This is a genomic window from Betaproteobacteria bacterium (genome assembly GCA_016709965.1).
GTDB lineage: Bacteria > Pseudomonadota > Gammaproteobacteria > Burkholderiales > Rhodocyclaceae > Azonexus > Azonexus amarohabitans.
Map to the genome: position 1 here is coordinate 59,057 of JADJLT010000006.1, position 14,873 is coordinate 73,929.

Annotated in this window: 13 protein-coding genes, 1 tRNA gene and 1 pseudogene; 5 read left to right on the forward strand and 10 right to left on the reverse strand. The window is 59.2% G+C overall.

Annotated features, from left to right (window positions below; translation table 11 throughout):
- Positions 1–12 precede the first annotated feature (12 nt).
- Complete coding sequence (locus IPJ12_14795) at positions 13–270, forward strand: MoaD/ThiS family protein (GenBank protein MBK7648375.1); 258 nt, start codon at positions 13–15, stop codon at positions 268–270.
- Positions 271–353: 83 nt separating this feature from the next.
- Here the strand turns inward: IPJ12_14795 and IPJ12_14800 are convergent, their stop codons facing one another.
- Positions 354–1,109, reverse strand: a complete 756-nt coding sequence (locus IPJ12_14800) for a hypothetical protein (GenBank protein ID MBK7648376.1) — start codon at positions 1,107–1,109, stop codon at positions 354–356.
- Between the two features lie 335 nt (positions 1,110–1,444).
- On the opposite strand from IPJ12_14800, the gene IPJ12_14805 reads away from it, so the two are divergent.
- Positions 1,445–2,638 carry a hypothetical protein gene (locus IPJ12_14805; GenBank protein ID MBK7648377.1) on the forward strand — a complete coding sequence of 398 codons (1,194 nt, stop codon included), beginning with the start codon at positions 1,445–1,447 and terminating at the stop codon, positions 2,636–2,638.
- 204 nt (positions 2,639–2,842) lie between these two features.
- Here IPJ12_14805 and IPJ12_14810 read toward each other — a convergent pair whose 3' ends face one another.
- From IPJ12_14810 to miaB, 7 genes are all read right to left on the reverse strand, one after another.
- Positions 2,843–3,724, reverse strand: a complete 882-nt coding sequence (locus IPJ12_14810; GenBank protein ID MBK7648378.1) for a pirin family protein — start codon at positions 3,722–3,724, stop codon at positions 2,843–2,845.
- Between the two features lie 109 nt (positions 3,725–3,833).
- Complete coding sequence (locus tag IPJ12_14815; protein ID MBK7648379.1) at positions 3,834–5,582, reverse strand: diguanylate cyclase; 1,749 nt, start codon at positions 5,580–5,582, stop codon at positions 3,834–3,836.
- Between the two features lie 152 nt (positions 5,583–5,734).
- Positions 5,735–7,210 (reverse strand): apolipoprotein N-acyltransferase, encoded by a 1,476-nt coding sequence (gene lnt, locus IPJ12_14820; GenBank protein MBK7648380.1) that lies wholly within the window; start codon positions 7,208–7,210, stop codon positions 5,735–5,737.
- Positions 7,188–8,039 (reverse strand): CBS domain-containing protein, encoded by an 852-nt coding sequence (locus IPJ12_14825; GenBank protein ID MBK7648381.1) that lies wholly within the window; start codon positions 8,037–8,039, stop codon positions 7,188–7,190. Before IPJ12_14825 ends, lnt begins: the two co-directional genes overlap by 23 nt.
- A 5-nt stretch (positions 8,040–8,044) precedes the next feature.
- A complete protein-coding gene (ybeY, locus tag IPJ12_14830; protein MBK7648382.1) occupies positions 8,045–8,506 on the reverse strand; it encodes an rRNA maturation RNase YbeY in 462 nt (153 codons plus the stop codon).
- Positions 8,478–9,500: a PhoH family protein gene (locus IPJ12_14835; GenBank protein ID MBK7648383.1), complete on the reverse strand. Its 1,023-nt coding sequence runs from the start codon at positions 9,498–9,500 to the stop codon at positions 8,478–8,480. The genes ybeY and IPJ12_14835 overlap by 29 nt, the downstream gene beginning before the upstream one ends.
- A complete protein-coding gene (gene miaB, locus IPJ12_14840) occupies positions 9,481–10,818 on the reverse strand; it encodes a tRNA (N6-isopentenyl adenosine(37)-C2)-methylthiotransferase MiaB (GenBank protein ID MBK7648384.1) in 1,338 nt (445 codons plus the stop codon). The genes IPJ12_14835 and miaB overlap by 20 nt, the downstream gene beginning before the upstream one ends.
- A gap of 129 nt (positions 10,819–10,947) precedes the next feature.
- Here miaB and IPJ12_14845 point away from each other — a divergent pair.
- The 3 genes and pseudogenes from IPJ12_14845 (at position 10,948) to IPJ12_14855 (ending at position 12,451) form a co-directional block, all read left to right on the forward strand.
- A tRNA-Met gene (locus IPJ12_14845) sits at positions 10,948–11,024 on the forward strand.
- A 176-nt stretch (positions 11,025–11,200) separates the two neighbouring features.
- Positions 11,201–11,683 carry an integrase arm-type DNA-binding domain-containing protein gene (locus IPJ12_14850; protein MBK7648385.1) on the forward strand — a complete coding sequence of 161 codons (483 nt, stop codon included), beginning with the start codon at positions 11,201–11,203 and terminating at the stop codon, positions 11,681–11,683.
- Positions 11,684–11,782: 99 nt separating this feature from the next.
- Positions 11,783–12,451 (forward strand): annotated as a pseudogene (locus tag IPJ12_14855) (IS21 family transposase).
- A gap of 122 nt (positions 12,452–12,573) precedes the next feature.
- Here the strand turns inward: IPJ12_14855 and ahpF are convergent.
- Positions 12,574–14,127 carry an alkyl hydroperoxide reductase subunit F gene (gene ahpF, locus IPJ12_14860; protein MBK7648386.1) on the reverse strand — a complete coding sequence of 518 codons (1,554 nt, stop codon included), beginning with the start codon at positions 14,125–14,127 and terminating at the stop codon, positions 12,574–12,576.
- 135 nt (positions 14,128–14,262) lie between these two features.
- Complete coding sequence (gene ahpC, locus IPJ12_14865; GenBank protein MBK7648387.1) at positions 14,263–14,826, reverse strand: peroxiredoxin; 564 nt, start codon at positions 14,824–14,826, stop codon at positions 14,263–14,265.
- Positions 14,827–14,873 lie beyond the last annotated feature (47 nt).

The following is a 14,873-nucleotide window of genomic DNA, read 5'->3' on the forward strand; positions in this document are numbered from 1 at the left end:
CCGGACAAGCTCATGAAAGTGCTGATCCCGAGCGCTTTGCGCTCGTATACCCAAAGCAGCCAGGCCGAGGCTGGCGGATCAACGCTGGATGAGGTGCTGCTCGATCTGGATCGGCAGTATCCCGGTATTCGCTTTCGCGTGATCGACGAGCAACAGAGGGTGCGCCGCCATATTCGCATTTTCGTTAACGGGGTGTCGGCGGATTCGTTGGTGCTGGCGATGCAGTCCGGCGACGAGGTGGTCATCGTTCAGGCGCTGAGTGGCGGCTAGGGTGCGAGTTACGCTTTTCTGCTCCGCATCGGCCTGCCTGTAACGGCATCATCCGGCGGATTAATACCTTGCGGCGCGCAGGATTAAAATCGTAGCCCCAGCGAAACACGGGTCTGATCATCGTTGCTGAAATTCACCTTGCGGTCATAAGCCAATCTGACGAACACCGCCTTGTGGTCGTAGGTCAGTGATATTGCTTTTCCGGAGACCACATTGTCGTCGGGCGTGAGTCGTCCGCGTTTGCTTGAAAGATCCACTGTCCAGCGCTCCCCGCTGCCCGGTGTCAGACGCCAGACCAGATGGGTGACTTTCTGGCCGGTATGCAGGCGGTCATCCGCGACTGAAAACAAGGAGAGATCGGTGTTGGGCAGCAGGCATGTGCCCAGACCAAAGACGATGGAATCGTTGGGGTCGAAATTCAGGTTGTAGTAATCCTTCGTGTTGGTCCGCCCAAAACCGAGCAACCCATAGACCGAATCGCCTATTTTGAGATTGAGCGAGCCGCCGGCAAAGCCGTGTGAGGCTAGTTGCAACGAGGGGACAATCTGTAGCAACGAATATTGGGCCGTGTATTCATAACCGGTTCGCGTTTGTTCGAAGTCGTTGCTGCGCTTGTAGTAGCCCAGCCAGAGCGCGTGTGGGCCATGGTTTGCGCGCAAGTTGAGATCGGTTGCCGCAGCCTCATGCGTCGTACTGTAGTAACTGGGGGTCAGTTTGAAGGCCCAGCCTTCTTCGCTGGCTGCCTCGGCAGCACCTGGCGGTGAACTGTCGGCCATGGCGCCGCATGCTATCGACAGCAAGATGGGCAGGAGGTAGTTGGCCGGTTTTCGTTGATACAAGAACTGTCTCCTGTCCTATGCCCCGTCAGTAGCCGGCAGCATGGCTGACTGCCATTTACCTCGCCGGATCAATGCAAGGCCAAAAGAAATCCCCATCGGGTGACCCGATGGGGAAAAGCCCTTTGGAGGAGGGAATCAATGAAGCAAGTGAGTGATGATATATGAGCATGCTGTCACTATCCTGACGGCATTCAGCGCGTTGATTGGTGCCGAAGACACAAGGCCAAGACAGGTGTTCCGCATTGCGCTTGGGCTGCAGTGGCGGGCGTGAACTCAGTACCCAAAAATTATGGAAAAATATTGGCCAGCCCTCATTCAAGCGGCTCGCTATAGGCTTGGTCGCACGTAACCTCAACACAGGAGTCGTTTGCATGTTTCAAGCTTCTATCTCATCGACGCGGCGCGCTGCTGCGCGCCGGTCAAGCCGCCGTGCACTCTTGATAGTTGCGGTAGTGCAGGGCGCAGCCCTGTCGTTTCCGGCGCAGGCCGGGTTGTTCGATGCGATAAGCGACCTGAGCAAAGCCGTCAGCGAGGGCAGGGCCAAAGCCGATGCGAAGCAGGATGCTGCATTCGAAGAAGACACCAGCAACAAGTTTCCGCCGTATCAGTTCGCAGCCCCCGCTGCCAGCCAGTCCGTCCGGTATGTGGAGGCGGTGCGGGGCAGCAATTTCAAGAACATCAAGAAAATTGGTATCGTCAATTTCAGTGTTGAATTCGCTTTATTCAAGGAAGTCACCGCCATGGGGGGGAGCCAGTACCACGGCACAGCACGCGATGCCACCAAGTCGATGAAAATCCCCCAGCCCGATGTGGCGCGCCTGCAGCAGGTGGTCGACAAACTCTACACCCAAACTGCGGAGGATTTCGCCGCGATGGGGATCGAAGTGGTGCCTTTTGAGCGCCTCAAGGCCACCAAGAATTATGGCGAGTTGGCGCCTGCCCAGCATGCCTCCCCTTGGCTAACAGACACCAGTGATTCCCAGTCCGTGTTCATTGCGCCAACCGGCATGCCGCTGTACATGGATAATCCTGATCGGGCTGATTTTTTGAAGGGGCTGGGCTTTACCTTTGGCACCAACACCCGCATGAAGGAGGTCATGATGACGTATGACCTCAATCAGGAGGTGCATCTGGTGTCGGTCAACATGGTGGTGGATTTTGCCGCGCTCAAAACGTCAGGCCGCAGTTTCCTGTCGGTGGCGTCTACCCGCGGGGCCAATCTGCACCATCTGCACGCCAATGACACCTCGTACCGTTTCGTCAGTACCACCCAGCCCGAGCTCATGGTCATCAAGCTCAAACAGCCTTTGGTGTCTGATGTGCGATTGGTGGCAGAAACGGCCACCGTCAAAGGCCAGACCAGTACCCAAACCTTCAACACTACCGGCATGGCGGTTCAAACCACTCAAACCGATACCAGTGTCCGTGGCGTAGACCAGTTTGACATGGAGACCTATTACCGTCGCAGCGGGGACATGCTGGATGCTTCCCGCCAAATGTTTGCCGCCGAGCTGCGCAAGCTCCAATAAATGCGCCATCGGTCGCCTAAGGCAACCACCACGTGCGGCTAGTATGGACGACGGTTCAAGGCAAAAAAACGCCTTGCCGCGGTCAACCGGAAAAATTGCCCGATTTTGAAATTTCGTTATTGACGCCTTTCAGCGCTCCAGTGCAGTCAGCTTGCGCGCCCATATCGTCCATCCAGAGCGGGCAGCGAGAAGCGGTCTTGACCGTTATTCGCCGCGCCAAGGTAATGGCGGGGCCGCCAAGCGCGGGCCGGGGCGGTCGCCGACCTCGCCAAAGCGGGGATCGCCGCTTTCCCACTGGCTTTGCGCTTCTGCAATGGTCGCCTTGCTAAAGCTGACGAAATTCCACCACATCAGCACCGGCTGTTCGAACGGTAGTCCGCCGAGCAGCAGCACTTTAGTGCCCGCAGCCAGTTGCATGTTCAGGCTGCTCCGGTCGCGGCCGAGGTAGGCGAACTGGTCGATCTGGAAGCGTTCGCCATCGATGCCGACCTCCCCTTCCAGCGGTAGCAGTCCGTATTCGAATGCGGGGTCGAGCGCCAGCGTGACCTCGCTTGCGGTGTCGCTGCGAATGTCCAGGCCCATGAGTGGCGAATACAAGCGGGCGGGGGCGGTGTGTTCGCCGTAGCTGCCAGCCAGTAGCGTGCAGTAGGCGCCATTGATCTGCCATTGCGGCAGATCGGGATAGTGCGCGAAATCCGGGGCGCATTCCTGCTCGTCCGGCGGGAGAGCGATCCATAGTTGCGCCGCATGCAGCCGTTGTCCATCGGCGAGCGAGTCTTCGGTATGAACGATGCCTCGCCCGGCAGTCATCAGGTTGACCTGGCCGGGGCGGATGATCTGTTCGTTGCCCAGGCTGTCGCGATGCAGTACTTCACCATCGATCAGCCAGGTAAAGGTTTGCAGGCCAATGTGCGGATGGGCGCCGACATGCATGCCCTTGCCCGGGGCGAAGCTGATCGGGCCGGCGTGGTCGAGAAAACACCAGGCGCCAATCATGCGCTGCTGGCGGGTGGGCAGCGTTCGGCGAACCAGCATGCCTTCGCCAAGGTCGGCGCTACGCGCCTCGGTGCGGACGATGGGGCTCATGGCTTGCCTCCTCTGGTATTTCGTGTAGTCAACGTGGTGGGGTTGCAAAACTGGTGGGCGTGAAGTCGAGGCATCGGGCTGGCGTCAGTCATTCGCAATGTGTTGATGCCTAACATTTGGGCCCTTCATTGATCAGGGCGAGACAGCTCTGGTTGCGCCCGGCATTCTTGGCCTCGTAGAGCGCCTGGTCGGCGCGGCTCAGCAAGGCGTCAATGTTGCGGTCGCCTGGCGATAGTTCAGCGACACCAATTGAGGCGGTGATATGGATGCGCTCACCGTTCGGACCGCTGACCTCGATATGGCTGATTTCTTCACGCAGACGTTCGGCCGCTTCAAGGGCTTCTTCTGCCGACAGGTGCAGGAAGAGAATGGCGAATTCCTCTCCGCCATAGCGACCGATCAGATCAGAGTCGCGTAATACCTCCAGGCATTTGGTGGCCATGAGCTGCAGGAGTTGATCGCCGGTTTCATGGCCGTAGTTGTCATTGACTGCTTTGAAGTGATCGAGGTCGAGCATCGCCACGGAAAATGGATGGTTGTAGCGTCGGGCGCGCGCCAGCTCAAGCGCCGCTTGCGCGATGAAATAGCGCCGGTTGGCCAGCCCGGTCAGGTAGTCGCGATGCGCTTCTTCTTCAAGCTGCCTCGCCAGCGCTTTTTGCTCGGTGATGTCCTGAATGACGCCAATGAAGTGACTGACTTTATTGTCGGAACCGAGAACCGGCGCGATGGACTCCATCTGGACGAATTCGCTGCGATCCTTGCGCAGGTTGATGAGCTCACCATGCCACGCTTGGCCCTGTTTGAGGGCTGACCACATCTCTCTATAGGTCTCCGGGGGCGTTTTGCCAGAGGCAAGCAAGCGTGGATTCCTGCCAATGACCTCCGCCGCCGAATAGCCGGTCAGGCGACTGAAGGAGGGGTTCACCTGGATGATGTTGGCCTGGGCATCGGTAATCAAGATGCCTTCCTGCGCATTGTCAAAGACGCTGGCTGCTAGGCGAAGTTCTTCTTCATGCTTGTGCAGGGCTGCCTGCAACTGGTTGTAGCCGGCGATCAGCGCGCCGATTTCGTCATTTCGTTCGCTGGGCAAGGGGGCGAGTTTCGCAGTATCCCGGCTCATGGCTCGCAAGCGGGCAGTTGCCTGGCGCAATGGGCGAACGACGCTGTTGGCCAAAAACGCCGCGACGATGGCGAGAATGCAGCCGATGACGGCCAACAGGCCAAGATGATGCAGGGCCGACTCCTTGACTGCGGCGTCGATGTCATCAATGAAAATGCCGGTGCCGATGACCCAGTGCCAGGGCTCGAATTTTTCGACGAAGGATAGTTTCGGGTAGCGCTCCTCGGTGGGGCCATTGGCCGTCATGCGCGGCCAGTCGTAGGTAATAAATCCGCCGCCGGCGGTGTTGGCCAACTGGTTTGCGGCAGTGACCAATGCCGGCCTGCGCTCATCCGTCTGTAGCGCGCCATTGGCCTCGGTGCCGGCCTGCATGGCAGAAATAAAGGGCATCTGTGGAACGTCGAGTCGTTGGCCATCCAGTTTTGGCTGGGTGCCATGCATGATCATGACCGGCGTGTTTGCATCCTGAATCCAGAAGTATTCGCCCCCGCCGTAGCGCATGGCGCGAATGCTTTGCAGCGCGGCAGCCTTGGCATCGCTGTCGCTCATCCGGCCGGACTGGCCGAGCTGGTAGTAGTGGCGTGCGCTACTGACGGCCAGTTCGACGAGCTGGCGGGTCTTGAGCTTTTTCTCGGCGAGCAGCGTCTGGCGTTCGCTCGCGACATAGAGAATGCCGGTCAAGAGCAGGGAAAAGACGAAAAGTCCAACCATGCCCCAGATACGGCTGTGGACGCTCATGTGCATCTGGCCGACTCTCCCAAATTATTATTTTAAGCATCATAGCGCGGCGGGCGCCTGCCGGGGGACGCGGTGCAGCATGACCGCGGTCAACCGGAAAAAATCGTCAAAATCAGAAATCCGGATACGACTGGCGGGTCGGCACTGCCCGGTCAGCGCTTGGCAGGTCGCTTGCCCGACAAGCCGAGCAATCCCGTCCCCAGCATCATCGCCAGCGCCAGCCAGTTACCGAAGCGAACGTAGGGCGTGATGCCCTCGTAGGCGCGGATTTCGCCACGCAGAACACCGGTCTGGAACGCGGGCAAAGCGGCGCTGACATGGCCTTGGACGTCGATGATGGCGGTCATGCCGGTGTTGGTGGCGCGCAACATTGGCCGGCCGGTTTCGGCGGCGCGCATCTGGGCGATTTGCAAATGCTGCGGCTGCGCCAGCGAATGGCCGAACCATGCGGTGTTGGACAGGTTGGCCAGGATGCCGGCCTGAGGCAGGGCGCGAATGATTTCTTCGCCGAACACGTCTTCATAGCAGATGTTGGCCGCCACGTGCTGGCCGGCGACAGCCAGCGCCGTCTGCACTTCCGGGCCACGCGTGAACGACGACATGGGAATGTGGGCGTACGCCATGAACCAGGCGAAGCCGGCCGGAATGAATTCGCCGAAGGGCACCAGATGATTCTTGCTGTAAACCTGTAGCGGCGACGTGCCGAGGCTGACGGCGCTGTTGTAGTAATGCTCGCCATCGCCGGTCAGCGTGCCGAAAATGATGTCGCCATTCTGCCGTTTGGCCAAGGCTTTCAGGTCATCGAGGAATTCGCTGGGGATCTGGTCGATAAAAACGGGGATAGCCGTTTCCGGCAGCACGGTCAGGTGCGCCGGGTTCTGCGTGATCAGTTCACGATAGAGGTCGAGCGTGCGGAAAAACGCTTCCGGCCGGAATTTCATTTCCTGCGGGACGTTGCCCTGCACCAGCGCAACGCTGATGGGTTCGCCGAACGGCGTTGTCCACGCCACCTGCTGCAGGCCGAAGCCGCCGACGGCGAGTAGCGCAGCAAAGGGGATCCCGATCCGCCAGCGCACCAGAAGCGCGCCGCTCAAAGCCACCAGCAGCGACAGGCCATGGACGCCGAAGACGGGGGCAAAACCGGCCAACGGACTGGGGGCGGCTTGCGAGTAGCCGACGGTGAGCCAGGGAAAACCGGTGAAAAGCCAGCTTTTTATCCAGTCGGCCGACGCAATCAACGTCGCGAAGAGCAGGGCCTGTCGCCAGTGCGCATCCGGCTGCCAGCGTTTGAAAAGATAGCTGGCGAGCATCGGAAACAGCGCCATCACCGTACAGAACAGAAAAGCCGCCGGCCCGGCCAGCCACCATGGCATGCCGCCGAATACCGAGAGGCTGACATAAACCCACGAGACGCCGGTCAGAAAGAAGCCGAGGCCGAAGCTGAGTCCGGTGAGCGTGGCTTGGCGCGTCGTCGCGGCCTGGCGCAGCAATTGAAACAGGCCGAACCAGACCAGCGGTGCCAGCCAGTAAAGGCCGAACGGGGCAAAGCAGGCAACGCCGACGACCCCGATGGTCGCCGCGATTGCATAGTGCGCCAGCCCGCCGTTAGCCAGTAAGCGCTTCGGCACTGACGTGTGGCTTGGGCGGCGGCGTTACCAGCAAGGTGTAGAGTCGGCGACTGTCGGCGCGCAGCACTTGGATGCGAACGCCGTCGATATCCATCACCTCGTTGCGCTTCGGCACGCGCCCGAGATGGCGCAGCACCAAACCGCCAACGGTGTCGAACTCCTCGTCGGAGAAGGTGGTAGCGAAAGCTTCGTTGAAATCTTCGATTTCGGTACGCGCCTTGACCCGGTAGCGGCCGCTTGAATCGAGGCGGATATTGTCGTGCGCTTCGTCGAAGTCGTATTCGTCCTCGATGTCGCCAACGATCTGCTCCAGTACGTCCTCAATGGTGACCAGGCCGGCGACGCCGCCATATTCATTGACGACAATGGCCATGTGATTGCGCGAAACGCGGAATTCGCGCAGCAGCACGTTTAGGCGCTTGGATTCCGGGATGAAAACGGCGGGGCGCAGCCAGTCGCGCAGGTCAAAATCGGGTTCGATCTGGACGCGCAGCAGATCCTTTGCGAGCAGGATGCCCAGCACCTTGTCGCGGTCGCCATCGATCACCGGAAAGCGCGAGTGGGCAGCTTCAATCACGACGGGGACTATTTCACTCATCGGGTCGTCGACGTCGATCACGCCCATCTGGGCGCGCGGCACCATGACGTCAGTGACCCGCGTGTCTGAGGCGGCCAGGGCGCCTTCGATGATGGTCAGCGCGTCGGCATCCATCAAGTTGCGCTGGTAGGCGCCGTGCAGAATTTCCAATAGCTGCTCGCGGTCTTCAGGCTCGCGCAGCAGCAGGGAGGTCAGTCGTTCGATGAAACTCGGTTTACTGTCACTATCCATAATATTTAGGCGGCGGAGCTGGCCAGATAAGGATCCGGATAACCCATCGCAGCAAGAATTTCCTTTTCTTCGTTTTCCATGGCTTGGGCATCATCGTCATTTTCGTGATCCCAACCCTGTAAATGCAGCATACCATGCACCGTCAGGTGCGCGTAATGGGCGGCCAGCGGCTTGTTCTGCTCGGCTGCTTCCCGAGCCACGACGCTCGGGCAGATGACCAGGTCGCCCATCACCACCGGCTCGGTGTCGTACGGAAAGGACAGCACGTTGGTCGCGTAGTCCTTGCCGCGATACTCGTTGTTCAGCGTCTGACCTTCGTCGGCATCGACCAGACGGATCGTCACTTCGCCACCGCCAACCAGCGCGGCACGCGCCCACTTCACGAAATCCGCCCGCAAGGGTAAGCCTTCACGGTGACAAGCGTATTGCACGGAGAGGTTAAGTCGATTGCTTGTCTTTGGCTTCATAGGCGGCAACGATGCGGGCGACCAGCGGATGACGCACCACGTCTTCTTTCTGAAATTCGGTAAAGGCCAGCCCGCGCACGTTTTGCAGGATGTCGCGGGCTTCGCGCAGTCCGCTCTTGTGTCCCTTGGGAAGGTCGATCTGGGTCAGGTCGCCGGTGACGACGGCCTTGGCGCCAATGCCGATGCGGGTCAGGAACATCTTCATCTGCTCTGGCGTCGTGTTCTGCGCCTCGTCGAGAATGATGAAGGCGTGGTTCAGCGTGCGGCCGCGCATGAAGGCGAGCGGCGCAATTTCGATGGCATTCTTCTCGAACAGCTTGCTGACGCGGTCGTGGCCCATCAGGTCGTACAGTGCGTCGTAAAGCGGGCGCAGGTAGGGGTCAACTTTCTGTGCCAGATCGCCGGGCAGGAAGCCGAGTCGCTCGCCGGCTTCAACGGCCGGACGGGTCAGGATGATGCGTTCGACCAGGTCGCGCTCGAAGGCATCAACTGCGCTGGCGACGGCGAGATACGTCTTGCCAGTGCCGGCCGGTCCGATGCCGAAGGTGATGTCGTGTTCCTGTATCGACTTCAGGTATTCCACCTGACGAGGCGTGCGGCCATGCAGTTCAGTCTTGCGGGTGACGAGTTGCGGGCCATCGACCGGACCTTCAGCCTTGCGCGAAATGCGGCGCACCGGGGTGTTGAGCATTTCAATCAGGCCGAGCTGGATTTCATCGACCGTCAGCATCTCGCGGGACATGCCATAGAAGTGCTGAAGGGCCTCCGCGGTCAACCGGGATTTTTCGCCAAAAATCGAAAAACGCTCGTTGCGGCGCTTGATGACGACATCGAAACCGGTTTCGATCTGGCGGATGTTTTCATCGAGCGGGCCGCACAGATTTGCCAATAAAACATTGTCGACCGGCGCTAGCGCAATTTCCACTGGCTTGGCTTTCGCTGCCGGCTTGCTGGCCGCTCCTGCTTTCAAGCCATTAGCCTTCTCGGATGACAATTTCGCCCCTCAGGCTGTGCGACAGGGCCGACGTGATGCGGACATCGACAAAGGTGTTGATCAGGCGGAGATTGCCGGCGAAATTGACGATGCGGTTGTTGTCGGTGCGCCCGGCCAGCTCAAGCACGTCCTTCTTCGACGTGCCTTCAACCAGTACGCGCTGGATGCTGCCGACCATGGCCTGGCTGATGACTTGCGCCTGTTCATCGATGCGTTTTTGCAGGCGCAGCAAGCGGGCGGATTTCACCTCGGCCGGTGTCGAATCCTCCATCTCCACCGCCGGCGTGCCGGGGCGTGGGCTGTAAATGAAGGAGAACGAACTGTCGAAACCGACATCGTCGATCAGCTTCATGGTCTTCTCGAAATCCTCGTCCGTCTCGCCCGGGAAACCGATGATGAAATCCGACGACAGTGAAATATCGGGCCGCGCCGCGCGCAGCTTGCGAATGATCGACTTGTACTCGATCGCCATGTAGCCGCGTTTCATCGCCGCCAGAATGCGGTCCGAGCCGGCCTGAACCGGCAGATGCAGGTGCGACACCAGCTTCGGCACATTGCGGTAGGTTTCGATCAGGCGATCCGACATTTCACGCGGATGCGAGGTCGTGTAACGAATGCGCTCGATGCCTGGCACTTCGGCGATGTACTCGATCAACAACGCCAGATCGGCCTTCTCCTCGGTCTCCGCCATGTCGCCACGGTAGGCATTGACGTTCTGGCCGAGCAGTGTCACTTCCTTGACACCGTTGGCGGCCAGGCCGGCCACTTCGGTCAGCACATCGTCAAACGGTCGCGACACTTCACCGCCTCGGGTGTAAGGCACGATGCAGAAGGTGCAGAACTTCGAGCACCCTTCCATGATCGACACGAAAGCCGAGGCGCCTTTTACTTCAGCTGGCGGCATCGAATCGAATTTCTCGATTTCCGGGAAGGAAATATCGACGGCAGCCTTGCCCTTGGCCTTGCGCTCGGCAATCAGCTGCGGCAAACGGTGTAGCGTCTGCGGCCCGAAAACGATATCGACGTAAGGCGCGCGGGCGACAATCGCGTCGCCCTCCTGGCTGGCGACGCAACCACCCACGCCAATCACCAGATTGGGGTTGAGCTGCTTCAGGTGGCGCACCCGACCGAGGTCGTGAAAAACCTTCTCCTGCGCTTTTTCGCGCACCGAGCAGGTATTGAACAGGATGATGTCGGCTTCTTCCACGTTGTCGGTTTTGACAACGCCTTCAGAGGCGTTGAGCACGTCGGCCATCTTGTCCGAATCGTACTCATTCATCTGGCACCCGAAAGTGCGGATGAACAATTTTTTAGGCATGGGCAATACTTCGCGAAACAGTGAGTGCCGCTTAGGGTGAAATGCGGCAGAAAAGTTCGGCATTATACCCGACCGCAAATTCGGTTGACCGACGAAGCACGGCAACCTATAATCCGCGCCCTCAAGCGTGGTGATGTAGCTCAGTTGGTTAGAGCGGTGGATTCATAACCCACAGGTCGGCAGTTCAATTCTGCCCATCACCACCAGTAACATGATTCACGCCGTATCACGAAAGCCCGGAAATCCTCTTAGGTTGAGGTTTCCGGGCTTTTTTTGTTTTCAGGTTGTCTCATGTCATTCCTTGTCATCCCCAACTGAAACGGGTAGTAATACGGGTAAGGATCTTTCACCCGTATTTTCCTCACCCGTTTAAGGGGGAAGCATGACTCGCAGACAGGCTGAACGACTCACTGACTTGCAGATTAAGCAGACGAAGCCCCACTCGGACAAGGCCACGATTTTGCCGGATGGGAAAGGGCTACGCCTTGTGGTCTATCCAAACGATGCCAGATACTGGCAACTGCGTTCGGCTCGAGATGGCAAGGAACGTACGATACAACTCGGCATCTATCCGCAAATGTCGCTGGCTAAGGCTCGGAAGGAAGCTGAGAGAGTTCGCGAAACCCTAGCGGCCGGCCGTGACCCTGTCACTGAGCGCGTAGTGGCTAAAGCGAAATTACATGCTGCTACCGGAAATACCTTCGAGGCAGTCGCAACTGCGATGCTAGATGCAAAAGGGAAAAACGTTTCTATCTCCTACTTGGAGAAACTTCGTGGGGCGTTTAAAAGCAACCTCTATCCGCGCATCGGGAAAATGCCAATTCAGGAAATAACGTCGCCAGTTCTCCGGGAGGCCCTATGTTGACGCTCGTTGAAAACTGACCAGAAAAGCGAGGTTGTGCGCGCTGAAAATTGACCAGGGTGATTAACTAGTCCGCTCATTTTTTGAGCAGGATTTTAGGAGATGATCACCATGAAGGATCTGGGAAGGATTCGGCGGTTGTTTTACCGGGATGGCGTGTCGCTATCCGAGATTTCGAGGAAGACGGGGTATAGCCGGAACACCGTCAAGCGTTGGTTACGGACGCCGGAAGGCACGGAGCCGAAGTACGAACGGGAGAACCCGAACGTCAAGATTGCGCCCTATGCGGCGCGACTCATCAAGGCGCTGGAAACGGATGCTCGGCGCCCGAAACGGGATCGGCGTACGGCGCTGAAACTCTTTGGTGAATTGCAGGCGGCCGGATTTACGGGCACCTACTGCCGGGTCACTGAGTTCATCCGGCGCTGGCGTTCCGATGGTGGCGCGGCGGTCAGCAAAGCCTTCGTTCCGCTCCACTTTGAATTAGGCGAAGCCTTCCAGTTCGACTGGAGCGAAGAGCATTTGGTGATCGGTGGTGTCTGGCGCAAGATTCTCGCCTCGCATCTGAAGTTCTGTGCCAGTCGGGCCTTTGTGGTTCAGGCCTACCCGACGCAAGGCCACGAAATGCTGTTTGATGCCCATACCCGTTCGTTTGCGGCCTTGGGCGGCATTCCTCGGCGCGGCATCTACGACAATATGAAGACGGCCGTGGATAAGGTGCAGAAGGGCAAGTCCCGTATCGTCAATGCCCGCTTCTCGGCCATGGCGAATTCGTGCGATGGGGAGATCAAGCGGCGCATTCGTTAGCGGGCGCCGGGGGGGGCATTCTCCACCACAATGACAAAGGCCCGCCATTTTTCGGCGGGCCTTTTCTTCGAACGTCAGAGCTTGAATCAGGCCGGGGCGGATGTCCTGATCAGGTGATCAAAGGCGGCGAGCGAGGCTGTTGCACCGGCACCCATGGCGATGATGATCTGCTTGTAGGGCACTGTCGTGCAGTCACCGGCGGCAAAGACGCCCGGCACCGAGGTCTGGCCCTTGGCGTCGATTTCAATTTCGCCGCGGTTGGACAGGCCGAGTGTGCCTTTGAGCCAGTCCGTGTTCGGCAACAGGCCGATTTGCACGAAGATGCCTTCGAGCTCGATGCGCTTTACTTCGTCGGTGTCGCGGTCCTTGTAAACAAGACCATTGACCTTCTCGCCGTTGCCGGTGACTTCGGTCGATAGCGCTTTGACGATCACCGCAACGTTGGGCAGGCTGTGCAGTTTTTTCTGTAGCACCGCGTCAGCACGCAACTGGCCGTCGAATTCGAGCAGCGTGACATGGCCAACGATGCCGGCGAGGTCGATGGCCGCCTCAACGCCGGAGTTGCCTCCGCCAATCACCGCGACGCGCTTGCCCTTGAACAGCGGGCCGTCGCAGTGCGGGCAGTAGGCGACGCCCTTGCCGCGGTATTCCTGCTCGCCGGGCACGTTCATTTCGCGCCAGCGGGCGCCGGTGGCGAGGATGACGGATTTGCTTTTCACCGAGGCACCATTTTCGAGCTTGATCTCGATGAGATCGCCGGGCATCAATTGCGTGGCGCGTTGCAGGTTCATGACATCGACGTCGTAGTCCTTGACGTGTTCTTCGAGACCCATGACCAGCTTGGGGCCATCGGTGGCCTTGACCGAGATGAAGTTCTCGATGGCCAGCGTGTCCATGACCTGGCCGCCGAAACGCTCGGCCAGCAAGCCGGTGCGAATGCCTTTGCGGGCGGCGTAGATGGCTGCCGCAGCGCCGGCCGGGCCGCCGCCAACGATGAGCACGTCGTAGGCTTCTCTGGCGTTAATTTTTTCAGCATCGCGGGCAGCGGCGCCGGTATCGACCTTGGCGATGATTTCTTCGATGGTCATGCGGCCGGCGCCGAATTCGGCATCGTTCAGGAACATGGTCGGTACGGCCATGATCTTGCGGCGCTCGACTTCGCCCTGGAACATGCCGCCGTCGATCATCGTGCTGGTCACGCCGGGGTTGAGCACTGCCATCAGGTTGAGCGCCTGTACGACGTCCGGGCAGTTGTGGCAGGACAGCGAGACGAAGGTTTCGAAATTGAAGGTGCCAGGCAGGGCCTTGATCGCTTCGATGACTGACGCGTCAACCTTGGGCGGATGGCCGCCGGTTTGCAGCAGGGCGAGGACCAGCGAGGTGAATTCGTGGCCCATCGGGATGCCGGCGAAGGTAATGCGCGCAGCTTCGCCGGGCTGCCCGATGGCGAAGGACGGGCGCAAGGCGGCGGTGCCGTCTTCGCGCAGGCTGACCTTGTCGGATAGTTCGGCGATGTCGACCAGCAGGCCGCGCATTTCCTGCGCCTTGGCGCTGTCGTCGAGCGAGGCGACCAGTTCGATCGGGCGCTGGAGTTTTTCGAGGTAGGCCTTCAATTGGGCCTTGATATTGGTATCGAGCATGGCTGTTCTCTCTGAGCTGAATTGCACTGGTTTTTGGCGGGCGACGTGTCTGCCACGGTCAACCGGAAAAAACCGCTGAAATCCAAATTTCTGGAAACCGCTCCCGGGATCGGGAGCGGCATCGTTTGCGTGGCCTTAGATCTTGCCGACCAGATCGAGCGACGGGGCCAGCGTGGCATCACCTTCGTGCCACTTGGCCGGGCAGACTTCGTTCGGATGGGCGGCGGTGTATTGGGCGGCCTGCAGCTTGCGCAGGGTTTCGGAGACGTCACGGGCGATTTCGTTGGAGTGCACTTCAACGGTCTTGATCATGCCGTCCGGGTTGATCACGAAGGTGCCACGCAGGGCCAGGCCTTCTGCATCGATATGCACGTCGAAGGCGCGCGTCAGTTGGTGGGTCGGGTCGCCAATCAGCGGGAACTGGGCCTTGCCGACGGCTGGCGAGGTTTCGTGCCAGACCTTGTGCGAGAAATGGGTGTCGGTGGTGACGATGTAAACCTCGGCGCCAGCCTTCTGAAATTCGGCGTAGTTGTTGGCGGCATCTTCAATTTCAGTCGGGCAGTTGAAGGTGAAGGCAGCCGGCATGAAGATCATCACAGACCACTTGCCCTTCAGGCTGGCTTCGGTGACTTCGATGAACTTGCCATTGTGGAAAGCCTGGACTTTGAACGGTTGAACCTGGGTATTGATGAGGGACATTGGTTTCTCCTGAGTGGGTGTTGGAAATTGAACACAACGCCATATTA

Coding starts and splice junctions, on each gene's coding strand:
- IPJ12_14795 (MBK7648375.1), top strand. CDS start 13: ATGAAAGTGCTGATCCCGAGCGCTTTGCGCTCGTATACCCAAAGCAGC.
- IPJ12_14810 (MBK7648378.1), bottom strand. CDS start 3,724: ATGAGCCCCATCGTCCGCACCGAGGCGCGTAGCGCCGACCTTGGCGAA.
- IPJ12_14815 (MBK7648379.1), bottom strand. CDS start 5,582: ATGAGCGTCCACAGCCGTATCTGGGGCATGGTTGGACTTTTCGTCTTT.
- IPJ12_14825 (MBK7648381.1), bottom strand. CDS start 8,039: ATGGATAGTGACAGTAAACCGAGTTTCATCGAACGACTGACCTCCCTG.
- ybeY (MBK7648382.1), bottom strand. CDS start 8,506: ATGAAGCCAAAGACAAGCAATCGACTTAACCTCTCCGTGCAATACGCT.
- miaB (MBK7648384.1), bottom strand. CDS start 10,818: ATGCCTAAAAAATTGTTCATCCGCACTTTCGGGTGCCAGATGAATGAG.
- IPJ12_14850 (MBK7648385.1), top strand. CDS start 11,201: ATGACTCGCAGACAGGCTGAACGACTCACTGACTTGCAGATTAAGCAG.
- ahpF (MBK7648386.1), bottom strand. CDS start 14,127: ATGCTCGATACCAATATCAAGGCCCAATTGAAGGCCTACCTCGAAAAA.
- ahpC (MBK7648387.1), bottom strand. CDS start 14,826: ATGTCCCTCATCAATACCCAGGTTCAACCGTTCAAAGTCCAGGCTTTC.